The sequence below is a fragment of the Nissabacter archeti genome (genome assembly GCF_018257325.1).
Taxonomy (GTDB): domain Bacteria; phylum Pseudomonadota; class Gammaproteobacteria; order Enterobacterales; family Enterobacteriaceae; genus Chimaeribacter; species Chimaeribacter arupi.
This window is the reverse complement of record NZ_JAERKB010000003.1, coordinates 40,855-64,856: the sequence shown is the minus strand read 5'-3', so window position 1 is coordinate 64,856 and position 24,002 is coordinate 40,855. Positions and strand designations below refer to the sequence as shown.

Annotated in this window: 22 protein-coding genes; 18 read left to right on the top strand and 4 right to left on the bottom strand. The window is 55.8% G+C overall.

Annotated features, from left to right (window positions below; genetic code table 11):
* Nucleotides 1–468: 468 nt before the first annotated feature.
* The 4 genes from JK232_RS04705 (at nucleotide 469) to JK232_RS04690 (ending at nucleotide 3,249) form a co-directional block, all read left to right on the top strand.
* Entirely contained in the window at nucleotides 469–2,016 is a 1,548-nt protein-coding gene (locus JK232_RS04705) for a catalase (RefSeq protein ID WP_212588888.1), read from the top strand.
* Between the two features lie 47 nt (nucleotides 2,017–2,063).
* On the top strand, nucleotides 2,064–2,603 hold the full coding sequence (locus JK232_RS04700; RefSeq protein ID WP_101828840.1) for an ankyrin repeat domain-containing protein: 540 nt from the start codon (nucleotides 2,064–2,066) through the stop codon (nucleotides 2,601–2,603).
* Nucleotides 2,604–2,689: 86 nt separating this feature from the next.
* On the top strand, nucleotides 2,690–2,968 hold the full coding sequence (locus JK232_RS04695) for a type II toxin-antitoxin system RelE/ParE family toxin (RefSeq protein ID WP_072926682.1): 279 nt from the start codon (nucleotides 2,690–2,692) through the stop codon (nucleotides 2,966–2,968).
* Entirely contained in the window at nucleotides 2,965–3,249 is a 285-nt protein-coding gene (locus JK232_RS04690; RefSeq protein ID WP_101817866.1) for a HigA family addiction module antitoxin, read from the top strand. The genes JK232_RS04695 and JK232_RS04690 overlap by 4 nt, the downstream gene beginning before the upstream one ends.
* A gap of 33 nt (nucleotides 3,250–3,282) precedes the next feature.
* Here the strand turns inward: JK232_RS04690 and JK232_RS04685 are convergent, their stop codons facing one another.
* Together JK232_RS04685 and JK232_RS04680 are read right to left on the bottom strand one after the other, a co-directional pair.
* Nucleotides 3,283–3,756, bottom strand: a complete 474-nt coding sequence (locus JK232_RS04685; protein ID WP_101835921.1) for a nuclear transport factor 2 family protein — start codon at nucleotides 3,754–3,756, stop codon at nucleotides 3,283–3,285.
* Between the two features lie 189 nt (nucleotides 3,757–3,945).
* Nucleotides 3,946–4,800 (bottom strand): LysR family transcriptional regulator, encoded by an 855-nt coding sequence (locus JK232_RS04680; protein WP_072926688.1) that lies wholly within the window; start codon nucleotides 4,798–4,800, stop codon nucleotides 3,946–3,948.
* A 264-nt stretch (nucleotides 4,801–5,064) separates the two neighbouring features.
* Between JK232_RS04680 and JK232_RS04675 the strand changes: the two genes are divergently transcribed.
* The 7 genes from JK232_RS04675 to JK232_RS04645 all read left to right on the top strand — a co-directional run bounded on the left by JK232_RS04675 (nucleotide 5,065) and on the right by JK232_RS04645 (nucleotide 14,158).
* Complete coding sequence (locus JK232_RS04675; RefSeq protein ID WP_072926690.1) at nucleotides 5,065–5,460, top strand: putative holin; 396 nt, start codon at nucleotides 5,065–5,067, stop codon at nucleotides 5,458–5,460.
* Nucleotides 5,457–5,717, top strand: a complete 261-nt coding sequence (locus JK232_RS04670) for a phage holin family protein (protein ID WP_101835923.1) — start codon at nucleotides 5,457–5,459, stop codon at nucleotides 5,715–5,717. Before JK232_RS04675 ends, JK232_RS04670 begins: the two co-directional genes overlap by 4 nt.
* An 8-nt stretch (nucleotides 5,718–5,725) precedes the next feature.
* Nucleotides 5,726–6,115 (top strand): M15 family metallopeptidase, encoded by a 390-nt coding sequence (locus JK232_RS04665; RefSeq protein WP_072926694.1) that lies wholly within the window; start codon nucleotides 5,726–5,728, stop codon nucleotides 6,113–6,115.
* A gap of 155 nt (nucleotides 6,116–6,270) precedes the next feature.
* Nucleotides 6,271–7,398 (top strand): hypothetical protein, encoded by a 1,128-nt coding sequence (locus JK232_RS04660; protein ID WP_072926696.1) that lies wholly within the window; start codon nucleotides 6,271–6,273, stop codon nucleotides 7,396–7,398.
* A gap of 63 nt (nucleotides 7,399–7,461) precedes the next feature.
* On the top strand, nucleotides 7,462–11,457 hold the full coding sequence (locus JK232_RS04655; RefSeq protein ID WP_212588887.1) for an RHS repeat protein: 3,996 nt from the start codon (nucleotides 7,462–7,464) through the stop codon (nucleotides 11,455–11,457).
* A gap of 53 nt (nucleotides 11,458–11,510) precedes the next feature.
* Nucleotides 11,511–12,719, top strand: coding sequence for an RHS repeat-associated core domain-containing protein (locus tag JK232_RS04650; RefSeq protein ID WP_212588886.1), 1,209 nt, complete (start codon nucleotides 11,511–11,513; stop codon nucleotides 12,717–12,719).
* A gap of 257 nt (nucleotides 12,720–12,976) precedes the next feature.
* A complete protein-coding gene (locus JK232_RS04645; RefSeq protein WP_212588885.1) occupies nucleotides 12,977–14,158 on the top strand; it encodes an RHS repeat-associated core domain-containing protein in 1,182 nt (393 codons plus the stop codon).
* A 131-nt stretch (nucleotides 14,159–14,289) separates the two neighbouring features.
* Here the strand turns inward: JK232_RS04645 and JK232_RS04640 are convergent, their stop codons facing one another.
* The gene (locus JK232_RS04640) at nucleotides 14,290–14,967 is read right to left on the bottom strand and encodes a helix-turn-helix domain-containing protein (RefSeq protein ID WP_165699709.1); all 678 of its coding nucleotides are present in this window, start codon (nucleotides 14,965–14,967) and stop codon (nucleotides 14,290–14,292) included.
* A 198-nt stretch (nucleotides 14,968–15,165) separates the two neighbouring features.
* Here JK232_RS04640 and JK232_RS04635 point away from each other — a divergent pair, with 198 nt between their 5' ends.
* The 5 genes from JK232_RS04635 (at nucleotide 15,166) to JK232_RS04615 (ending at nucleotide 21,693) form a co-directional block, all read left to right on the top strand.
* Nucleotides 15,166–16,302 (top strand): CfaE/CblD family pilus tip adhesin, encoded by a 1,137-nt coding sequence (locus tag JK232_RS04635; RefSeq protein ID WP_072926931.1) that lies wholly within the window; start codon nucleotides 15,166–15,168, stop codon nucleotides 16,300–16,302.
* A gap of 115 nt (nucleotides 16,303–16,417) precedes the next feature.
* Nucleotides 16,418–17,149 carry a fimbria/pilus periplasmic chaperone gene (locus JK232_RS04630; protein ID WP_212588884.1) on the top strand — a complete coding sequence of 244 codons (732 nt, stop codon included), beginning with the start codon at nucleotides 16,418–16,420 and terminating at the stop codon, nucleotides 17,147–17,149.
* Between the two features lie 105 nt (nucleotides 17,150–17,254).
* The gene (locus JK232_RS04625) at nucleotides 17,255–17,773 is read left to right on the top strand and encodes a fimbrial protein (RefSeq protein ID WP_212588883.1); all 519 of its coding nucleotides are present in this window, start codon (nucleotides 17,255–17,257) and stop codon (nucleotides 17,771–17,773) included.
* Between the two features lie 84 nt (nucleotides 17,774–17,857).
* Nucleotides 17,858–20,551: a TcfC E-set like domain-containing protein gene (locus JK232_RS04620; RefSeq protein WP_212588882.1), complete on the top strand. Its 2,694-nt coding sequence runs from the start codon at nucleotides 17,858–17,860 to the stop codon at nucleotides 20,549–20,551.
* Nucleotides 20,548–21,693, top strand: a complete 1,146-nt coding sequence (locus JK232_RS04615; protein WP_241506178.1) for a CfaE/CblD family pilus tip adhesin — start codon at nucleotides 20,548–20,550, stop codon at nucleotides 21,691–21,693. Before JK232_RS04620 ends, JK232_RS04615 begins: the two co-directional genes overlap by 4 nt.
* A 74-nt stretch (nucleotides 21,694–21,767) precedes the next feature.
* Here the strand turns inward: JK232_RS04615 and JK232_RS04610 are convergent, their stop codons facing one another.
* Nucleotides 21,768–22,736, bottom strand: coding sequence for a chemotaxis protein (locus JK232_RS04610; protein WP_072926715.1), 969 nt, complete (start codon nucleotides 22,734–22,736; stop codon nucleotides 21,768–21,770).
* Between the two features lie 395 nt (nucleotides 22,737–23,131).
* Here JK232_RS04610 and JK232_RS04605 point away from each other — a divergent pair, with 395 nt between their 5' ends.
* Both JK232_RS04605 and JK232_RS04600 read left to right on the top strand, forming a co-directional pair.
* Nucleotides 23,132–23,446 (top strand): hypothetical protein, encoded by a 315-nt coding sequence (locus JK232_RS04605; RefSeq protein WP_146000797.1) that lies wholly within the window; start codon nucleotides 23,132–23,134, stop codon nucleotides 23,444–23,446.
* 134 nt (nucleotides 23,447–23,580) lie between these two features.
* Nucleotides 23,581–23,931 (top strand): hypothetical protein, encoded by a 351-nt coding sequence (locus tag JK232_RS04600; RefSeq protein WP_072926719.1) that lies wholly within the window; start codon nucleotides 23,581–23,583, stop codon nucleotides 23,929–23,931.
* Nucleotides 23,932–24,002 lie beyond the last annotated feature (71 nt).

Below are 24,002 nucleotides of genomic sequence, written 5' to 3'. Positions count from 1 at the left end.
TTTTATGAACCACTTCGCAAAATGTGTCTGTTTTGTTTTCAACCCACGCTTTTCCAATCGCCTCATTTACCTCACTTTTTTATTTCCCCACCGGGTTTGTTAAGCCCTGCCTATTAATCTGATAGTGATAACAGCCTTATAAAAAGACGTAATCCCGGTAAAGTAGCGCCCTGTCGCGCCCGCGTAACCGGTTGTTTTTACATCGTTGCGGGTAAATCACCGTGCGGCAGGCGGCGTTTTCTTTATGCTGCCGGTGACCGGTTCATTCATCCAGAGGAGAGAGACTGCCCGCCCATCGCGATATCTGACGACGTATTACGATAAACGCCGGTGCATCGCCACGTCAGTGACGGCTGGCCCGCCGGTTATTTATTTTGGTTACCTGCCTATTCAGGTGGCCCACCCCGACTCACCTGCAATAAATAGCCTCTGGCTGATAATAATGACTGTTTGAAATAAGGAAATACCATGCGCAATAGCCGTGCTGCGGTACTTAACACCCGAATTAAAAAAAGCCTGTTGATTGTCTCATCCTTAATTATCGCCACCTCTGCCGGTGCCGCGACCCTGACCCGTGATAATGGCGCGCCGGTAGGCGATAACCAGAATTCACAGACTGCCGGCGCCCACGGCCCGGTGCTGTTGCAGGATGTGCAGCTGTTGCAGAAGTTGCAGCGCTTTGACCGTGAACGCATCCCGGAGCGCGTGGTCCATGCCCGCGGCACCGGCGCGCACGGCGAGTTCACCGCCACCGCGGACATCTCCGACCTGACCACCGCGCAGCTGTTCCAGAAAGGCAGCAAAACGCCGGTGTTTGTGCGCTTCTCCCTGGTGGTGCACGGCAACCATTCGCCGGAGACGCTGCGTGACCCGCGCGGCTTCGCCACCAAGTTCTACACCACCCAGGGCAACTGGGATCTGGTCGGCAATAACTTCCCGACCTTCTTCATCCGTGATGCGATCAAGTTCCCGGACATGGTGCACGCCTTCAAACCCGACCCGCGCACCAACCTGGATGATGACGCGCGCCGCTTTGACTTCTTCTCCCACCTGCCGGAGTCCACCCGCACCCTGACGGAGCTCTATTCCAACGAGGGTACCCCGGCCTCCTACCGCAACATGGACGGCAACAGCGTACACGCCTACAAGTTTGTGAATGCCAAAGGTGAAGTGCACTACGTGAAGTTCCACTGGAAGACGCTGCAAGGGGTGAAAAACCTCGACCCGCAGCAGGTTGAGCAGGTGCAGGGCAAAGATTACAGCCACCTGAGCCATGACCTGGTAGACGCGATTAACCGCGGCGATTTCCCGAAATGGGATCTCTATGTGCAGGTGCTGAAGCCGGAAGAGCTGAAGAATTTCGATTTCGACCCGCTCGACCCGACCAAAATCTGGCCAAATGTGCCGGAGCGTAAAATCGGCCAGATGGTGCTGAACAAGAACCCGGATAACGTGTTCCAGGAGACTGAGCAGGTGGCGATGGCCCCGGCGAACCTGGTGCCGGGCATTGAGCCGTCTGAAGACAAACTGTTGCAGGGCCGCCTGTTTGCCTATGCCGACACCCAGATCTACCGCCTGGGTGCCAACGGCATGAGCCTGCCGATCAACACCCCGCGTGCGCCGGTCAACAACATCAACCAGGACGGCAGCCACAACACCGGCCACACGCAGGACAAGGGCGTGAACTACCAGCCAAGCCGCCTCTACCCGCGTGAGGAGCTGGCTTCGGCGCGCTACAGCCTGACGCCGCTGGAAGGTACCACCCAGCAAACCAAAATCCAGAAGGAGCAGAACTTCAAGCAGGCGGGTGAACTCTACCGCTCCTACAGCAAAAAAGATCAGGATGACCTGATCAACAGCCTTGGTTCGGCGCTGGCGACCACTGACAGTGCCAGCCGCGACGTGATGCTCTCCTACTTCTATAAAGCGGACGCCGACTACGGCACCCGTTTGACCAAAGTCGCGAAAGCAGACCTCAGCAAAGTGCAGCAGATGGCCGCCAAACTCTCTGACTGATTATTCCGGCCGCCCGCCCCACGGGCGGCCTGAAGGAGCCTGTGACGATGCGTAGTGTGTTGATAGTTAACCTGGTATGTAGCCTGCTGTTCTCCTGGCCGGGCTTAGCACAGCCCACCCCGACGGAGGAGGTGCGCGCCTCGCTGAACCAGCACCTCTGGGATGCGGCGCGCAACGGCGATACCGCCATCATCGGGGAGTTTGTCGCGGCAAAGTATGACCTGAACGTGCAGGATGCCAACGGCTACACGCCGGTGATCCTGGCGGCTTATCACGGCCATGCGGATACCCTGGCGCTGCTGCTGAAACATGGCGCAGACCCCTGCCTGCGGGACAAACGCGGCAACAGTGCGCTGATGGGCGCGATTTTCAAAGGTGAGGTCAGGATCGCCCGTACCCTGATTGCTGCGCCATGCAACCCGGATCAGCGCAACAATGCGGGCCAGACTGCCGCCATGTATGCGTCGCTGTTTCAGCGCACGGAGTTATTGAAAGCCCTGGCTGACAAAGGGGCGGATATGCAGGCCACCGATGCGCTGGGCAACAGCGTGACATCGCTGGGACAGGGGGAGATCAGGGGGCGGTGAGGGGTGTATAAATATCGCAACAAGAATGATGCGCAACACGCATCATCGCGGTATAATAGAGGAAATACATAGCTGAGCAGTCAAGAATGATTAAGGATTTCAGGCACAAGGGATTGCGGCAGTTTTTTCTCAGTGGCTCGACGGCGGGTATCAATGTGCAGCAGGCAAAACGCATCAGCCTGCGACTCGCTGTATTGAATGCGGCTGTACAAATCAGCGATCTTGATTTGCCCGGTTTTCATCTCCACGCCCTGAAAGGGGATCGCGAGGGTATCTGGTCAATCACCGTCACAGGCAATTGGCGCATTACGTTTGAATTTATTAACGGTGATGCTTATATCGTCAATTATGAGGACTACCATTGATGAACATGTATAACCCGCCGCACCCTGGCCATCTGGTCAGGGAAACGATGGAAGAGCTGGGATTAAGTGCGCGCCAACTGGCGCTGGCGCTGGATGTCGCGCCCACCACGCTGCAACGGCTGGTTAATTGCCAGTCAGATATCTCTTCCGAGATGGCCATTCGCTTAGCTGAAGTCATCGGTAGCTCGCCGGAAGTCTGGCTCAGTTTGCAGTGTAAATATGATTTATGGCAGGCCCGCAACCGCGTTGATGTTTCCAGGCTGCACCGGTTAACAGCCTGATCCCTCTTTCCCAGAACGTGATGTGATCGCCCCCTACAGCCCCAGTGCCGTCAGCCCCGGATGGTCAATGGGCCGCGGGGCGTGGCGATCCCAGTGGAATTTGCGTTCAGATTCCGTGATCGGCAGGTCGTTGATGGAGGCGTGGCGCGTCTCCATCAGGCCGTTGGCGTCAAATTGCCAGTTCTCATTGCCGTAGGCGCGGAACCACTGCCCGGCGGCGTCCTGCCACTCGTAGGCAAAACGCACCGCGATGCGGTTTTCGCTGTATGCCCAGAGTTCTTTAATCAGCCGGTAGTGCTGCTCACGCATCCATTTTTCGGTCAGGAAAGTGACAATCTCCGCCCGCCCGCTGATAAAGCGATCGCGGTTGCGCCACTGTGAATGCTCGGTGTAGGCCAGCGCAACGCGCTGGGGATCGGTGCTGTTCCAGGCATCTTCTGCCGCACGGACTTTCTGGATGGCGGTTTCTAAGGTAAACGGCGGTAACGGCGGGCGTGGTAATGACATGGCAAACTCCTCTTTTCAGGTAATCCTTTGTTGTACCGGGATTTACTGCCGGAGGGAAATCACTGTTAGTGCTAAGGGTGGCCGGAAAAAGAGGTAAGCAGTGGGACGTGGTGCCGGGGCCGCTCAACACTGCCGGCCACGCCATCAACAGCGGCACCGGCAGCGTCGCCCGCTGCGCTTTTGTTTCAATTAAATAAACAAGTTAATGATTTTTTTGAGCTTGTCCCGGCCCGGCATACTTTCTTTATGAAGATTATGATAGAGATGCACATAAGGATGCAGTTTCTCAATCACCTGCAACGGCATGTTCTGCATGGCGTACATCGCCGCGATTTTATGGGTTAACACCGCCCCGCATTTGCCGGTTTTCAGGCAGTAGAGCAATTTGACGATATCAAAGTCATTTTCCAGGACGTCAATATCCTGCGCCAGGGTGTGAATATGCGCCTTGACCGATTGCCACATGATGTCTGAATAGTCATCTTTCCATAATGAAATTTTAAACGGCCCGTTTTTATTCTGTTGCTGTTGGTTGCCGACAATCACAAAATCCCCTCCCGGCCATTTCTCAACCGCAATGCCGGATAAGAAAGGTAACGCCCGTAATGAAACGATGATCTGATCTTTTTTATCGAACATATTTTCGACATCCGCAATGCTGATCAGGGCGCGCTCACAGGCGGCCTCCAGCCCTTCTGCCCCAATGGCCATGGTAATATGCTGGAAAAGGATCTGCGGCACGCTGATGTCAAATTTTATGGTGACCGGGATTTTTTTCGTCCGGTGATAGCACTCATATTCAATCGCATTAAGATAACGGTAAGCGGATTTGCATTTATTATAATACTCCCACGCCAGCTTTGTCGGCTCGAGGTCATTATACGTCCGGTGAAAAAGTTTCCCTCCAAGTACCTCTTCCAGCTCACAAATCACCTTATTTAACGGTGAGCGGGTAATGCATAATACTTCCGCCGCTTTGGAAAAGCTTTTCTCCTCCATGGTGACGATGAAATATTTCATTTTCTTAGCCAGAAAGATTCCCATATCTTATCCTATGAACGTGTAATCACAGCTGTCTCAGTTTATTCCACATAGGCACAAGGCGACCATTAGCGGGCAGATGAAAAAAATAATCAACCCGCCGCTCCCTAAATCCGGTAACAATACATTAATTCTTTTTGCGATCTTTTTATCGGTCAATTATTAGCTAACTCTTATCTATTTTTCAACCAACACGGGCAGCCTATGCCGCTATTATTCGGGCCTTAGCAAGATATTAACATCTGTGATCAACGTGAGGGTAAACCCATGCCAGACGCACTCAATGCGGGTGATAGCGGAAAAGCAGGCGTAACGCTATTTACCCCGTTCCTTGGCCTGCATATAAGCCATGATCCGGGGGTGATACTGGGCGCGTTTGCCGGCAGCCTGATTTTTATTATTTCCGCGGCTGACCTGCCGCGATGGGCGCGCATTGCCTCTTTTACCGCCTCAATGGTGATTGGGGTGATCGCGGCAGAATTTACCGCCTCCCTGCTCTCCTTTTTGCTGGAAAAGATGTTTAGCCTCCCGGTGGTGACGCCGGTAGCCGTGGGCGCCACCCTGACCTCTGTCGCGGCGGTCAGGGTTTTAATGTTTCTGAGTGTAAAACCGCAAAAAACCGCCTCGTTATTCGACACGCTGCGTAAGAGAGAAAAGAAATGAGCATCCCGACGCTGCTGAATATCATAGCCTGCCTATTTATTATCTTGCGAATAATTACATCGCAAAGAAATAACCCCCACCCGCGCCGGATTATTTTATGGTTGACCTGGTTGCTGGCCGTTGCCTGCGGCAGCGTGATCTATTGCCTGGTAATGGGGTATTACCCACTGGCGGAGTGGCCGGAAAGCATTATTCATTTTTTATTATGCGCGGTGATTTATGTGGCCGCGGGGGATCTGTCAAAAATTATCAAGTGAGGAAGACGATGCCGGTATTTTCATTCAGCGAACGCAGCCTGCGCCAATTACGGGATGTCCACCCGGACTTAACGTCGCTGGCGCATTATGCCTTAACCTTAACCCCGGTGGACTTCGGCATCACCGAGGGCCGCCGGACGCCAGAGCGCCAGCAGGCGTTATTAAAACAGGGGCAATCCCGCACCCTCCATAGCCGCCACCTGACCGGCCATGCGATTGATATTATTGCTTACCCGACACCGGCAGGCTCCTGGGAATTTACCTATTACCGGTTAATTGCCGAGGCCTTTATGCAGGCGTCAGAGGCGACAGGCATTCCGGTGGAATGGGGCGGAAATTGGGAAGGCCTTCGGGACGGCCCCCATTTCCAGCTTCCCTGGAAACACTACCCGGCATAATGACCTGGGCAGTAAAGAGTACAGAGTCAATCATTTTCAGCCGCACCCCCAGAAAGAGAATCATTACACTGATTTCGTACGCTGATCATTAACCATAAATAATGGCGGTGATAAGCGACTCCCTGAAATTAATCATGTAACGTGAGGATATTATTATGGCTTTAGATTATGTCACCGGTGTTTCTTCGTTAAAAATGTGGACCGAACCTTCGTCAGAAGATATTTCAACCGCCCATCTGGTGGTGAACGGCAGGCATTATGTCACGCTCTATGCCGGGGTAAAATTTAAAACAGAGAGTGGTAAACCGGCCCCCACACCTGAGCAGTGTGAAAAAGAAGTCACCATTAACCTGATTAATAACGTTACCGGTAATGCAATAGCCTATCTGGGTGCGCCGGCTAAGGACGCCGACCTGTTTGGCGCCCTGTATAACCCCAATCAACTGTATCAGGCGACCTATGCAGAAGATCCCTCCAATAATTATGACTGGGTTATCAGCTGGAAACTTTGCAGTAATAAAACCATTAACCCGAACTTTGCCAGTGAAGCCGTGGCGCTGCAAATGGATTTTGTGGGCAAGGACAACGTTAAGATCAGCATGGACACGTCTGCATCCGGCAGCGGCAGCACGAAAACCTCAGTGCAGGTTGTCTGCCATGCGCCGCAAAATTATCAGCATGGCCCACAGAATAATACGCAGATGGTAACCATGAGCCGTGATAACGGGGTCGCTAATTTCGCCTGGGATGAGATGAAAAATAAGAAACCCGTCTTTGATAGAGATTTTAACACCACCGATTATGATGACTTTGTTTACCGCATGCATATCCAGAGCGACTATTTCACGATTACCCGTTTTGAGGTCGTATCCGGCACGCGGCTCAAAAAAGTAAGCGGTGATGATCAGCTCTTTATGAACTCCTCTATTTCCGGTGCGCCACAATGGGACCATCTGCAAAATGTCTTTTGCCCGACCATCACCCAGGGTCTGGGTCAAAAAAATTACGATATTGTGGCGTATTCGGATGACAAAGTCTCGGTCACGGAATGTCGCCAGGTCGGCAAACATAGCGGGAAAATTTATCAGGGTGCAGGGGAAATTATTTTTTATGCTGCCCATATCACGGCGAATTTTAAGTTCGGCACTTACCGGGAAGGCGAGCACAGCTATTTTTACCTCTGGGACCAGTTCGGCACCAAAATGCACGTTGAGGTCGTCCACACCATGAAAGACCATGACGCCGTGCCGGGCGTCAGCAACGTTCAGAATATCGATAATTAATATCGCCCTTCCCTTTCATTTGACGAAAAGCAGCATCTGATGATGCTGCTTTGGAGTGCCATCATGAGCGAAAATTATTATACCCAGACGCCGAATTTTGTCAGTTCCGTCTCCTCTGACGTTGACCCGCGGACGCGTCTTTTTTCTTTTTCTCTATCGCTGGGGACAATCACCGGGAATAACGGCATGGGGCCGGACTTCCCGGTCAGTATTAATTATTCCCCAACGTCCTCCTCAAATTACTGGAATATGGGGATTGGCACATCGCTGGGCCTGAGCATGTATAACCGGCAGACCGGGGATCTCTATTTAGAGAGCGGCGAGATGTTCAAAGTGAATGATAGCGGCAGCCAGCCGGTTATTCTGCACCAAAAAATCCGCACGGTGGTTTTTACCCGGATTAATGATGACACCTACCGGGTGATTGAGCAGGACGGCAGCCTGACCGAACTTCAGGATGTGGCGGGCGATGGCCTGTTCCGCCCGGTGCAGCGCTGCTCACCGCTGGGCTACGCGTTGACCCTGCACTGGGCATTTGATGCCATAGGCTTTGTGCTCGCCTCGGTAAGTGATGATTCAGGCAGCACGCTCTGTACCTTTGAGTATGACGGGTATGGTGAGACCACGGTTCATTTCTACCCCGGCTGCACCGAAGCCTATTACGTGACGCTCTCCACGCTGAATAATTACCTGACGGATATCCGGCATACCGGGGTGACCGGTATGGAAGAGGATTACCACTGGCAACTGGATTATGACGATGTGGGCATGGGCAATGGGCTGTTAACCTTAATCCGCGTGACGACCCCGACCGGGCTTATCAAAGAGGCCATCTATAATTACGGTGCCGCCACCGGGATAATGCGCTTCCCGGATGAAGCAGGCCTGCCGCCGCTGCCGGCCGTGACCCAGTTAACCATCAGCCCCGGCCAGGGCCAACCGGAGATGGTCACGCTTTACAGCGCCACCGAAGACAATAACGACAGCAATGTCGCTTTCCGAAATTACCTCGGTTACGCCTTTACGCTGGGCAGCGGCTGGGACCCTGACAGCGATAATATGTACGCAATGTTAGACCCGGCGTATCTCTACCAGACCATTGTGACCCAGGTCTCCCCGGAAGGGGCAAACAGCGATATTAAAAACGTCTACACCTACAATAATTACCACCTGCTCCAAAAAACCGACATTACCCAGAACGCCACCCGCCACCTGACAGAGATGGACTATTATGCGCAGGCGTATCAGGAATTTGATGACCAGCCGGCGCAATGTTTATTCCCCCGCCAACAGACCGTCACCTGGACGGACGCCCTCGGCCGCTCGCGCAGCGAGATAACAACGTTTGAGTATGATGAACACGGCAACCTGCGCCAACAGACCGGGCCGGACGGCACCGTCATCAGCTATGTCTATTATCCGCCAGAAGGCGAAGCAGCGACCGACGCAGACTATTACGACATCAGCCAGGCCAATTACAGCCTGACCGGCTGCCCGGCGGACCCTAACGGCTTTCCCCGCTGGCTGAAATATAAAATCCAGCAGCCGCCGGTGGTCAATGGCTACACCGATGTACCGGTGCGCGCGGCGTTTTACCGTTATGATTCGTTCACCCCGGTTGGCGGCTCGCCGGTTACCCAGGCCGTGCTGCCGCGGCAGCAGACCAATGTTGAATGCACGCTCTCCGGTGCCGATCTGCGCGTAACGGTGCCGCCGATTCTGGCACGTGAAATCATCGCCTACGCCGGTGACCCGGCCTCGCTGTTCTATGGCCAGATTCAGCAGGTGGAGAAACGCTATTACGGTGATGACGGCCGCTGCTACCGTTACGGGCGGACGCACGATTACCGCATCGCCACCCCGGACATGTGCTCTGCCGAGGATCTGCGCCCGGCGGACGAGTCCTATCGTGAACAGGTGACCCACACCACCTACGATAATTTGTCGGTGACCACCTCATCACGCTATTCGCGTTATACGCACCAGCTCTGGTCATCGGTGGATGAACTCGGCAATACCCATGACAGCTATTACAACGCCCTCGGCGGCGTGGTGCGGGAAGTGCGCAATGCCGATAACCCGGACTACCGCGTTGAGCAGCGCACCAGCTATACCCTGTCACCGGCGGTTGACGGCATCTTCACCGCCACCAGTGACAGCAAAGGCAATGCCTCGCGTGAATATTATGACGGCATGGGCCGGGCGATTTCCGTGTCCATGAATGGGCCGGATTATCAACAGCCGGACACCTGGTTTGAAATTTCCCGCACCCATTATGATGCGCTAGGGCGGCCCGCCCTGGGCGGTGCCTGGGATTACTATTTTGACGACAATAATGCGCTGGAAGGCAGTTCCTCGGTCACGGAAACCACCCTGTATGATGACTGGGGCGAAGCCTGCCAGACCAACAGCTCGATCGGGCAGAACCAGGTGTACTCGCAAGACCCGGTCAGCCTGACGACGCTGGAAACGCTGGCCGTCCCGACAGGGGAGGTCGAACTGGGCTGGAGGCAGACGCGCTATAACCCCCAGGGCCTGCCGGTTTCCGTGACCGTGCTGCACGCGGATAAAAGCCCCTACAGCACCACCGCCAGCACCTATGACGGCTTAAACCGCCTGCGTAAATACCAGGATGCGCTGGGCCATGTGACGGAATACACCTATGACAAATTTGACCGCACGCTGACGCAGACGGTGGCCGACGGCACGCAAATCCAACTGGCGTATGATCCGCCCTCCACTGATGAACAGCCGATCCGCATCCAGGCAGCGTACCAGGTCAACGGCGCGCCGGTGGTGACGGAGCTGGGTACGCAAACCTTTGACGGCCTGGGCCGCCGGGTGGCGGTGCGCACCGGCGGGCGTGAGAACCTCGCCGCCTACAGCGGTGCCAACACCATGCCGGACTGGACGAAAGACGCGAAACAGCAGGCCATCTATTACGGCTATATCCCGGAGCTGGATAACATGATGCGTTATGCCAGCGACAACCCGCAGGGTACGGCGGGACGCTACCAGCAAAACTTCACCTATGAAAACAGCACCGGCCTGCTGCTGACCGCGCAGGAACAAGGCAGCCGGGGCGAAACGCACATCAATTACCCTTCCGGTGCCTTGCAGCAACAGGTTTTCGACCCGGCAAGCGGGGCGCAACGCCAGGCCGGTTATCACTGGTCGCTCCAGGGGGCGCAGCAGCGCTCGCGTGATATCGCCGGCAATGCGCAAGTCGTCAAGATGGACAGCTATGGCCGCCCGATACGGGTCGAGGATGCGCAGGTGGTGCTGACGTTCACCTATGACGAGGCGGGCCGGCTTTCTGCGCAAGTCGCGGAGGCAAAAGACGGCAGCCGCATGATGACCCTGATTGACTGGGATGAATTTAACCGGGAGACCGCGCGGACGATCGACGCCTCCACCGGGGATACGCTTTCCATTACGCTGGAGTATGCGTTAAATCACCAGGTCAGCCACCGTGAGATATGGAAAAACAGCACCCTGCTGCGCGCCGAAACCTTTACCTACGACAACCGTAACCGGCTGCGTACTTACCAGTGCGAAGGCAGCGAATTGCCGGTCGATGCCTACGGCTACCCGATGATGTCGCAGCAGTTTGATGAGATTGACGCCCTGAATAATATTCTGCGCTGCACCACACAACTCCCTGACGGCGAAGACGTGGCGCTGTTTGAGTATGGCAACCCGGCGGACCCCACGCAGCTTACCGGCATCACGCATTCGCTGACCTCGCACTACCCGGCGCACATTGTGCTGAAGTATGACGAGAACGGCCGGATGGTGCAGGACGACGCGGGCCGCACCCTGGCCTATGATGTCGCCGGGCGGCTGAGCCAGACCAGCGCGGAGAACGGCAATGCGCTGTACGCCTATGACAGCTTTAACCAGCTGGTCTTGCAGTCATTGGATAATAACAGTGACCCACGCGAGCTCTATTATCAGGACAGCCGGCTCACCAACGAGGTACATCTCCAGTCTGGTGAATGCACGCGCTTTATTCCCGGCTTCTCCGGCACCGCTGCCGTGAGTAATGAACCATTATAAAAAGGCTGCGCCGCCCCGGTTCCCACCGGGGCGGTTTATACAAGGACATCATCATGACGTTATCGTTAACCGGCGTGGATAAGCACGGCAGCACGCTTTTTTCACTTTCGGCGCGCACATTGGCTGCTTTTGCTTACAGCCCGTTCGGGGCCACCCGCCCCCGCACCGGCGAACAGGCCGCCCTGCCCGGCTTTAACGGTGAGCGCAGTGACCCGCTGACCGGCGTGACCCACCTGGGCAACGGCTACCGCGCCTTCAGCCCGGCGCTGTTCCGCTTCACCTGCCCGGACAGCGCAAGCCCGTTTGGTGAGGGCGGGATCAACGCCTATGCCTATTGTGAAAATGACCCGGTCAATATGACCGATCCCAGCGGCCACGGCCCCATAACTCAGCTCATCCGGCAATCCCTGCGGCTGGGCGTGCGCCTCGGTTTAAATGACGCCACCGCCGGGGGAATGACCAGCGCCATGAGCCGGGCGGGCCTCGGCACGCTGGAGAACGTGCTGGAGGTCTCGGCGCAGGTGGCCACCGGCCTCGCGTCCGCCGCTGTACAGCAACGCAACCCGCAGCAGGCGAAAAAGCTGATGTGGGCGGCGCTGGGGCTGGGCATGGGGATCGGCGCGCGGCAATCAGTGACGCTGGGCGGGGCGCTGCGTAAGGGGTTTCACCGCCTGGTGAACCGGGGCCCCTCGAATGGGATCCGCTTAGACTTTTGGCTAATGGGCGCTGACAGCAATCTGGAAACGATGAGCGTCGACCTGGGCATCACGGATAATTTCCGCGACCGGGGTGAAGATGCCTTGTTAGCCCACGGCAATAAAGACGGGAATCTCATGTTTTTTTTTGACGGCGTGGAAAGCAGAGATCCTGCCACCGGCAAAATAAAAAAAGAGTTCATTCCTTCCAGGCAGTACCGCGATTTTGCAGGCGTGTACAGCGCAGCCAAGGCCAGGCAAGTCTTTGGGCAGCCCAATGCCTCCACTCTCTATATTGCCCCTGATACCGATGCCCACCTCTACCTTATCTGCTGCTATTCCAAACGCTATGCGCAAGAGTGGGCGAACCGCTTTGGGCGCCCCATGATCGCGTGTTCCCGGCATATTTCCTTTCTCTATTTTAACCCCTTTGCCAGCGTGCCGGTTGAAGAGCCCAACTTTACTGTTCTTACAGCTTACCGGAAGCATGACCCCCGCAGGCTTATTTTCGGGCGTTACCATAAAGCAAAATTTAAACTTTTCACGCCAAACATGGCGTACTTGTAATTTATTTACGCCCTTTCCTGATATGTCCTGCCACCCTTCACGCCGTAGCGGTGTATTCCCGCCGGGAACCCCATGCCCGGCACAATGCCATTTTATCTTCCGCTGTTTTTATGTTGTGCAGGGATGAGTTAACCCCAGGGCATAAATAAGGCCCTCCCCCCACAACGGCTCTTTATATTACCCGGAGATGCTTTGCAGCATTTCGTTACCCCTGCCGACACGGGGTACATCATTCATTTATTTAGCCAGAGGACATTATGAACCTATCTCTCACGGGTAATGACGCTAATAACAGCACGCTGTTTGCATTGAGCGGAAATACCTTATCCGCTTTCCGTTATTCACCCTTTGGCGCAACGCCGCCGCCGGATGCCTCCGCCACGCCGCTGCCGGGGTTTAACGGCGAGCGGGCCGACCCGCTGACCGGTGTGACCCACCTGGGCAACGGCTACCGCGCCTTCAGCCCGGCGCTGTTCCGCTTCACCTGCCCGGACAGCGAAAGCCCGTTTGGCGAAGGGGGCATTAACGCCTACGCCTATTGTGAAAATGACCCGGTCAATATGACCGACCCCAGCGGCCACGGCCTGATCACCATGATGATCAAACAAACGCTTAAACTGGGCGTTAAGCTGGGGATGTCACAGGCGGCGGCGGACGGCATTACCACCGCGATGGCGAGTGCCTATCTCGCCGTTATTGAAACGTCGATAGAAGGCGCGGCCGCGCTGGCAACCGGCATCGCAGGCTCTATGGAGATGAAAAAGAACCCGGTCGCCGCACAAAAACTGATGTGGGCCGGCATGGGGTTCGGCGGCGCGCTGGGCGTGTTGGGGACGGCACACTACCTCGCCCCGACGGCCAAATCGCTGTGGCGCCGCCTGCTGCGCCGCGGCCCGGCCGTAGAACTCATCGAGATGCGGCCGCGGGCGATAGCCGCTGCCGGGCCGGCGCAGGAAAGGGTCTTTGTCGGGTATCACGGCACCTCCACCAAATTTGACAACTCCCTGGGCAAGGGCATCAACCCTTCCGCCCATGCCGGGACAGGGTCCGGCACCCGGAGCGATCACGGGTTTTATACCACGATGGACTACGGCTCGGCAGACGTATACGCCTTGCGCACCACCGCGCGGACCAACAACGTCCGGTGGCCGTTCAAGCGTGATCACCAACGGGCGGTGTATGAGGTCTATTTTGATAATGACGCCTATCAAGGCCCGCGCCAGCAGGAAATCAGGGTGAGCAGGCTCTATATGCCTGAAGCAGCGCGGGAGGCAATACAGCCCCCTGTCGCAGCGCGGGCACCAAGACGGCCCCCTGTCTATGAGGCACGTTTCTCGGGTTCAGCCGTACAACACCTTTCATTGGTAAAAAGGGCGAGCGGCGAAGGTGCGCCACGCATACGGGCCGCATCGCTCAAACAGACGTTACGCCTTGAATAAGGCGCAGGCTATCGGGCCGGTAAGATAACCGTCATTGAGCAAAAGGCCATTGAATTGGCATTCTGGCCCGGCATCCCGCCTTCAGAGTGCCAATTCGCCTGCGCAGCCCGGCCCCGCAGGGGATATGTTACTCAGAACTTCTTCGGCAACTCTTTATACACCACAATCCCTTTGCCGTTTTGGCCGATGCCGATATATTCCCCGTACTTTAATGCACGCAGTATCCGCATCACATTGGTTCTGGAAATAGACGTGCGTTTCTGAATATAGGCGGCGATTTTAATGTTTTCCCTGACGTCATCAGGCTGGCTGCACACGTCGTTGATAATCTCTTTAATCTGCTCATAGGCGGTTTTTCCGACAATTTTATAGCTCTCTTTCCATAATGCGACCATCGAATAGGTGACCGCCTCACACACCGCCTGCCACAACTTCCTTTCGGTGAAAATATCCCTGGCGGCGGCAATGGGAATATAGCTTAGCTCGCACCGGGTTTCAGCAATAAAATAGTGGCCGGTGTTTTCATAAATGGCATTCGCCAGGCCCAGGATCGTTCTTTCGATATTGACTTTGACATACAGATCATTATCTCCCCTGACCATCGACATGGTGCCTTTTTTCAGCAAGAAGATATAGTTAATGCCCTGGCGAAAATCCAGCGTCATGCCTTTTTCAAGGGCAAAAGAAAAAGATTTTGGCTCGAGGGCGTTAAATATCTCTTTGACTGACGAGGGTTTGCGGAGCCTGGCACGGTCTGTTTTAATACATATGGGGGGCAAGGAGACATCACTACCCGTATATTCTTTCATGATGCTGTGCGTCCTTCTCATTATTTAATGAAATGTTGCCAACTCATAAAAATAATCCAGATACCGCCAACTTACAATGTGCCAAGTGGCACAGTTATTTTTTCCCATTTTGCACAGTTGTCATTTCTGATGAAAGTAGGAAATATAATATGCGGACACTAATAATGATGCTAATAATACAGAAACCAATAAATGTTTATGAAACTATTCATATCAGGATTTTTTTTATGGGCCGTTTCCTTATGGGGCCATGCGGAAAGCTCCCCGCCCACGTCAAGTGCGCTCACCATTCAGCGCACCTTTGACCGGCTCTCCCCGCCCACTGAGGACATCAGCCTCTGGAAGCAGGTGCTGGGCGGCTATGATACGGAGGACCCCGGCAAATGGAACGGCAACGGTTGGGTATGCGAAAGCAACAGTGACCCGGCACATGGGCAATGCAGCCCCAAACTGGTGTGGTATGCCAGCGGGGAAACGGTGTTGCCGTTACGCTTTACCGAAAAGCGCAGCGGGATGCGGCAGGTGCTGAACCTGCGGGGCTACATTCAGCCCTACTTCGTTCACACCGGCTGCGGGACGTACGGTTCGAAATTCCAGGTTTATGGCGCGGCCGCAGTGGGGTGCCAGAGTGGCGGCGGAAGTTCCGGGGCCGCGCTCACGGTGTGGTTGCCGGCCGCCGAGCTGGCCAGACTGCCGGTGGGCGGCCTGTGGCAGGCTGATTTACGTTTGAAACTCACCAACTATTTTACCGACGGGCGGCTGGCGGACTTTACCGCCCACTTCCAGTTTGACGTGGTAGACCCGGACCATATTGAGATTTTCTTCCCGGCATTCCGCACTGCCAGCCCGCTGGTCGAGCTGGATCTCCGCCCGCAAGGCGCGCCGGACGGCAGCCCCACCGCGCAGGACATCACCCCGCTGGATATGTGCCTGTATGACGGCTACAACGCCAACAGCACCCGCTATGACGTGCTGCTCCGTGATGAGGGGCGGCCGCATAATGGCCGGGCCGACAGTGATTTTTCGATCTACCGGGAGGCGGCAGAGAGCGATCCGGATTCCCCGCGTGACCGGATTGATTATCAGGTGAGGTTAAAAAACCCGGAAAGCGGCGAGCTGATGCCGGTGGTCAATAATGCGCAGATCACCTGGTGGGAAATTAATAAGAACTTAATCCGCCCGGTGAGGTTGCCGTCGATTAATTACCCCGTATTGTGCGTGCCTGCGCCCTTATTACTCGTTGTGCCGAAATTTGCTGTTAAGGATAAGAATGCAGGCCATTACCGCGGGAAAATGACAGTGGTTTTCACGCCGACCACGCCCACGGTAAATTAGCGAAATCAACCCAATAAAACATAAATACTGTGCCATTTTGTACACTTGACCATTTTCAGAGGTCGTGCACAATTCCACAGCCCAAATAAACCACCCAACGACGCTCGGATTAATTATGGTTTCTTTTAAACATCTTCGAAAAATAGCCCTGGCGGCCGCCCCGTTATTTGCCTGCACGGCCGCCTTCGCCAATATGACGATATACCCGATGGCGGTGGGCCTGGATGCCAAAGGGGAAGGCAGTGTGCGTATTTTTTCCAAAACGAATGATGTCCAGTTTGTCAAAACCACCATCAAGAAAATAAACGATCCGGGTACGCCGCAGGAAAAAGAGGTTGAGGTCTCGGCCGGTACGGATACCGGGCTGGTGATTATGCCGCCTAAGTTTGCCGTGCCGGGCGGGGCCAGTAAAACCGTGCGCTTTGTGGCGATGGAGCCGGTGAATAAAGAGGCGATGTACCGGGTATTATTTGAAGGGGTGCCTTCACTGGACGACTCACCAAAAAACCAAAAGGGAAATACGGTGACGTCGGCAGTCAATGTGAATCTGGTGTGGGGCATTCTGGTGACAGTGCCGCCGGTCAACCCCATTATTGAGTTGGCATTATCCGCTGATAATTCCTCCCTGCAAAACCACGGCACGCAACGGGTGAAAATTACCGACATCGGATTATGCCGGGCGGAAACCTCAGAAAAAGCGTGCACCTGGAAGAAAGAGAACCGCAATATTTTCCCGGACAAGACTTATAGCCTGCCGGCCTCGGCGGGGTATGAAAAAGTCATTATTAAATATTATGACTGGATTAAGAAAAGTAACAGCCAGATAGCGCTTCCCCTGAATGGCTGATGAGAGAAATCAGAACAGCATATTCCCTGATGATGCTGTTGTGGCCCCTGCCCTTACGCCGCAGTAAGGGCCTTACATATGGAAATAAAAAGGATATTACCCACCATGAAACTGATGATGAAACCCTTAATCGCCGCCCTCTGCCTGACCGTTGCCGGCTCCGCCTTCGCCGTTCAGAAAGATATTACCGTGACAGCGAACGTGGATGCCACGCTGGACATGACCCTGTCTGACGGCAGCGCATTACCGAAAAGTGTGGAAATGCAGTATATCCCCGGCAACGGCCTGTCACCGGTGAATCTGATGACCAAAATCTGGTCAAACGCGCCGACCGGCGGCAACATCCACCTGCAACTGATTACGGATGCGCAGCTGATCAACAACACCGGCCCAACCGCCAACCCGATCCCGTTAAGCGTGAGCTGGGGTGGTGAGGTGCTGAGCGTTGATACCCCGCTCGACCTGACCACCGCGGTGCTGTTCCCGAACGGGGCCGATGCTGCGAAAACCGGTTCTGTTGCCAAAGAGCTGCAAATTGCCCAGACCACCAAAGGCGCGGTGGAAACCGGCATGTACCAGGGCGTGGTCAGCATCTATCTCTATCAGGATCCAGCCAGCGCATAACCGTGCCTGCCCCGCGCCCCCTGTGGCGCGGGTTTTATTTTTTGCTTCACCGCTCCCCTAAAATGAAAATGCGAAGCCATATTCATGAAAAAAACCCTTTCTGTTCTTATTATGCTGGCCTGTCTGGAGCGTGGGTATGCCGCTTCCATTAACGTCCCTGCCGGGTTTGAAATTCTGACGCAAGGGCAGCAGGAACGCGTTGAAGTGATCCTGGCGGGCAAAGAGATTGGCTTATTTGACGCCATTGTCAGTTTAGATACCGTTAAATTCATTGAGCCGGAAAAAGTACTGGCCGCGCTGGAACTCCCGGTCACCCCGGCTGATAAAGATTACCCGCGGATATTAACGGCCCTCTCCGCACCGTTGGCCCGTAACGGCGGTGCGGCGTGCGGCTACGGCACCCAGACGCCCGGCTGTGGCTATATAAACTCCGACAGCGTCGACGCAATTTATGATGATAACGAAAGCAGCGTGACGCTGTTTATGCGCAAAGAATGGATGCCGGTCTCCGGCGCACAGGCGCTGTACCGGACGCCCACCACCCATGATGTGCAGAATGCTTTTATCCACCAGCAGGATTTGAACCTGATTGCGCAGGATGATTACAGCAGCCTGTTTTTACAGGGCGCAGGCGCGCTCGGTGTAACGGAAAACAGCTATTTCGGCATGCACTGGTCACTGAATGCCTCGCAGTATGAGGATGACGAGAGTGAGTACACCGCCGACGTCAGCGACCTCTATTACCGCTACGATTTCAACCGCCGCTATTATGCGCAACTGGGCCGGATTGACAGCCGCACGCTGTTCAGCACCCAGGGCGGTAATTTTAATTTCTCCTTCCTGCCGCTCGACTCGATTGACGGGCTGCGCATCGGCAGTACGCTGAGCTATTTCAACTATGAGCAAGGCGGCCAGGGCACCCCGCTGGTGGTGCTGCTCTCCCGTAACTCGCGGGTGGACGCCTACCGCAATGAGCAATTGCTCGGCTCCTTCTATTTACCGCCGGGCAACCAGTCAGTTGATACCTCCATGTTCCCCAACGGCAGCTATAACGTGCAGCTGCGCATTTATGAAAGCAACCAATTGGTGCGCACCGAAAACCAGCCGTTTACCAAAACCGGCGGCATGGATGACGGCCGGGTGCACTGGTTTATGCAGGGCGGGCAGATAAGCGACCCGGAAAGTGACGACGCCGCTGCCTTTCAGGCCGGGGTACGGCTGCCGCTGCTGAATACGCTCTCCCTGACGGCGGGCGGCGCGTCGGTGGATAACCAGCTCTCCGCTGAACTGGGCGTGGACTATTCGCCCGATTTCGGCGCGTACGGCAACCTGGGGCTAAGCGCCCACCTGTATCAGGGCGAGGAGAACCGCCAGGGTGACAGCGAGCAGCTCTCCTGGTCACTTCAGGGCTGGCCAAGCCTGTCGCTGTACCGTTACGCCTCGTCCGGCGACCAGTGCGCCGCCGGCTATGACGACGACGGCAGCGACTACAACCGCCCCGGCTGCTACGAGAGCCTCAACGTCACACTGACTGACACGCTCTACGACTGGACGATGATGCTGGGCTACATCCAGACAGAGAACAACAGCGACGACGCGCTGCGCTGGGATGACAACACGGACTTTGAAGACAACGTGTTACGCCAGACCACCGAAAACGCCACCTCCCGTACCCTGCAATTCAGCGCCTCGCGCGCCTTCAGCTACCGCGACTGGATGATCAACAGCACGCTGGGGCTGTTCCGGCGTGATGACGAGGGCTATGACAACAGCGACAACGGCGTCTACGTGACATTTTCGCTCAGCCAGTCGCCCCGGCAGGACAGCGATGCCAGAAGCCAGATGACCGAAGTCAGCGCTGACTACCGCAGCAGCCGGCAGGGTTCTGACCAGCTCGCTTATAACGTCTCCCATACCTGGTATCAGGACAACACCGATCACCGGGAATTGAGCGTGGAAGCGGGCGGCATCAATACCGACACGCTGGACGCCGCCGTCAGCGGGCGGCTGGAAGGGGCTTACGGCAACCTGAGTGCCGCCCTGTCAGACAGTTACGACACGCAGGAAAACCGCCACGCCACGGCGCTCACCGCGACCTACAACTCCACCTTTGCCGTCAGCCGCCAGGGCCTGTACTGGGGCGCGGCAGGCTTTGGTGACCCGGCCTCCGCCGTGGTGGTGGAAGTGGAAAACCTCGATGAGAGCGATGATCAGATCGCCGTTGATGCGCAGGTGGCGGGCAACCGCCGGACGCCGATCTCCCAGGGCGGGTCGGTGCTGTTCCCAATGATGAGCTACGAGCCGGGCAGCATCGACGTACGTGACAGCACCCGCTCAGGCCAGGGCGGCACCACCAGCCTGATAAGCGGTGCCGGTGCCGGCAATGTGATGCTGCTGCCGGGCAAAATGCGCCGCCGCAGCGTCACCGTTGAGCACCGTTATGGCTATGTCGGGCGCTTGCTGCTGCCTGCCGGCGCGCATGAGAACCCGGTCATCGGGCTGAATACGCACATGTTGCTGTTAAGTGAGGATCGCAGCTTTACCGCTGAATTCACCCGGATCGAAAACGATCTTTACCTGCTTTCCGGCCGTGACGTCTACCGCTGCCCATTGGTGGTACAGAAACAGCGCGCGATTGTGCGCTACGTCGGGGAGAGCCAGTGCCGGGCTATCGCGATGGATGACCTGCCCGCAGAGATGCGCGATCAGGCGCGGATTAAAATCAAAACACGCACGGAGACCGAAACGGCTTACCGTGCACCGGAGGGAACCGAGTGAAGTACATCTTAATTTTTTGGTTAGTCTGTTTACCCTGCCTGGCTCAGGCGGAGATGCAGCCCCCGGCCCCCAGCAATGTGACCATTCAGCGCACCTTTGACCGGGCCTCCCCGCCGGGCGGGGACATTATCCTCTGGGAACATGAATCAGGGGGATGGGATGAAGCCGATCACGCCAAATGGGGGCGCAACGGCTGGGTGTGTGAGAGTAACAGCGACCCCAAACAGGGTAAATGCAACACTAAATTAGAGTGGGCAAGTACCGGCAACACCACCGTGCCGCTGACTTTTACCGAAAAGCGCAGCGGTATGAAAGTGGTGTTGAATCTCCAGGGGTACAGTGAGCAATACTTCCGGCAAACTATGTGTGCGGCCTATGGTGGCCGTTATCAAATCTGGGGGAGCGCGTATGTCATATGTCCGGATGGAAACCCGGATGATCTCAATGTCGGGCGGGCGCTGAATATGGCCCTGCCCGCCGCTGAACTGGCAAAACTGCCGGTGGGCGGCCTGTGGGAAGCCGATTTACGGTTGAAGTTAATGCAATGGGACCCAAATATCTTTCTGGCGGACTTTACCGCCCATCTTCAGTTTGATGTGATTGACCCGAACCATATTGAGATCTATTTCCCGGCATTCCGCACTGCCAGCCCGCTGGTCGAGCTGGATTTACGCCCGCAAGGCGCGCCGGACGGCAACCCCTGGGCACAGGACGTGACCCCGCTGGATATGTGCTTGTATGACGGCTACAACGCCAACAGCACAAAATATGAACTCACCCTCAAAGATGAGGGCAAGCCCCACGCCGGGCGCCCGCGTGATGCGGATTTCTCACTCTACCGCGACGGGGAAAACAGTAACCCGGACTCCCTGCGCGATCGCATCGATTACGCCGTGCTGCTGAAAAACCCGGAGACCGGCCATCTGGAGCGGGCCAGAAACAACAGCACCTTTATCTGGAACGCCATCAACCAGAACTTAATCCGCCCGGTGAGGCTGCCTTCGCTGAGTTACCCGGTGCTGTGCGTGCCGGTGCCGCTGCTGATTAACGTGGAGAAGTTTGAGGTCACCACCAAAAATGCCGGGCGCTACACCGGGAAACTGACGGTGGTCTTTACCCCGACCACCCCCACGGTGAATTAACCCCCATGAAGTAAAAAAAACGCGCCGGGCGGGAGCCCGGCGCGTTTTTTATTGGCCCTGCCCTGCCTGAGCTGTCAGCGGGCGGCGGCTTCCAGTACCTGATGGATGGTGGTCGAGAGCTCGTTGATTTCGAACTTCGCCACATAGCCGTTGGCCCCGACTTTACGCACGTGCTCCTCGTTGGCACTGCCGGAGAGCGACGAGTGGATCACCACCGGGATGTGTTTCAGCTGCTCGTCACGTTTGATGTTACGGGTCAGCGTGAAGCCGTCCATTTCCGGCATTTCGAGATCGGTCAGCACCAGCCCGATTTTGTCGGTGATCGGCACCCCTTCGGCGCGCGCCTGCTGGGCGATCAGTTTGATTTTCTCCCAGGCTTCCAGCCCGGTGTTGTGCATCAGCGCCGGGATGCCCAGCCCTTTCAGGCCGTGTTCCAGCATGGTGCGCGCGACTTTGGAGTCTTCCGCCACGATGGCTATCGCCCCCGGCTTCAGCTTAAAGCCTTTGGCTTTGATCTCATCGGCGGCGTCCACCATGCGCACCGTCGGGATGATGTCATGCAAAATCTGCTCAACGTCCAGCACCAGCGCCAGGTTATTGCTCTGCTTGTCGCTGTCGAGGCAGGCGATGCTGGTGATGTTGCGGTTGCTGACCCCGGCTTCCGCCGCGTGCACCTGGCTCCAGTCAAGGCGGACGATGTTGTCCACTGACTCCACCGCGAACGCCTGGGTGCTGCGCGCATACTCCGTCACCAGCAGCAGGTTCAGCCCGGTAGACGGCGTGCACCCCGCCACGGCCGGCAGGTCAATCACCGGGATAATCTGCCCGCGGATGCTCGCCACGCCCAGCAACGGGGATTTCATGCCCGCGGCTTTGGTGATGGTCGGCATCGGCACGATTTCACGCAGCTTAAACACGTTGATGCCATACAGCTCCGATTCCTCACCTTTTACATCCGTTCCCAGGCGGAACAGCAGCAGCTCAAATTTATTGGAGAGCGCAAGGTTGGCCCGTTCATCGATATCTTTTTGAAAATTGTCCATCTTTGCCTCTGAGAATGGTGAGTGTCGTCATTTACAAACCGATAGGGAGGATGACTGACAAGAACGGCCCGGCTTCCGGCATTGGCGCGCGTGAATGACTCTTCAGGGGTTATCGGCAGGCCGCCGGGATTTTATAGGGCAGAGAACAGATTTTGCGCTAAAGGGGGCAGAGGGCGTTAACCGGCGCACGGGTTCACCGTTTTGTGATCCCGGTTAACCAGCCTGCGTGCATTTCAGCGTACAACGTCAGTTTGGTTTTCCAGGCCTGACCGGCATCACTGAACAGAACGGGGTATTCCTTGCGCAAAGCGATAGTGAGCATACTGTTTTTACTGTTTTTTATGATCTCAGGCCGGGAGTTTCTGCAACGTCACATTTTCCCGGTGACCTTAACCGTGGCGGAGTCCCTTAACCTTAACGACACCGCCCGCTTATATGTGGTGGAAGCGGATGTGAACGCCACGCCCCGCCCCGTTTACCGTTACTATCTGGCGGATAAATCATTAAGCCAAAAGGATTTTCTCGCGAGCATTCAGGAGAGCGAGAACTATTTTTTGCAGGCCAGTGAAAAAGCAAAAGTGAACTTTACACAGGGCGTGCTCTCTTTATCCACCACCGGCACCGTCTCTAAATTCACCAATACCGGCAGCTACCGCGTCGGCGAAAATACCTATTACGTGAAGATCGCGCTGTCGGCTGCGCCGGAGTAAGAGAATCAGCGTTCTGTTCCAGCTTTTATTTCCGACAGTTCTTCTGCGGGTTATTTCGCTTGATAAGCTGTTATGGTTTCATCAGTGCTACCGGACAGCACATCAACCTCCACTCGTCAGACAGGGAACGTTTTATGAATCTTGTGGCTAAAATGGGTATTGGTGTGGCGGCGTTTACCGCCCTGATCGTTGCCGATTATTACATTGGTAATATGATTGCCTATCAGGCTGATGTGAAAGCCTGCAAGACGCTGACGCGGGCAGAGGTGGTGGATGCCGTCGTGGCTGATATGACGCGCCCTGACAAGCGGAGTGTAAACCGGCGTCATTTTTCGCCTTCAGATATCGTCGTCGAAACAGAGGCTATTCAGATAGGCCCTTCGGATGTGCTGGCTCCCTTTCGTATCGCGTCTGAACCTGAGCGGCAGCAGTTCGCGATGCTGCCTTGTTCAGCGCTGGAAAGTATCGAATATGCAAGTGAATAACGGCCATGCCGTCTCAGCGTGAACAGCGTGTCACCTAAACGCATCATGCCCGGCAACACACCCATACGACG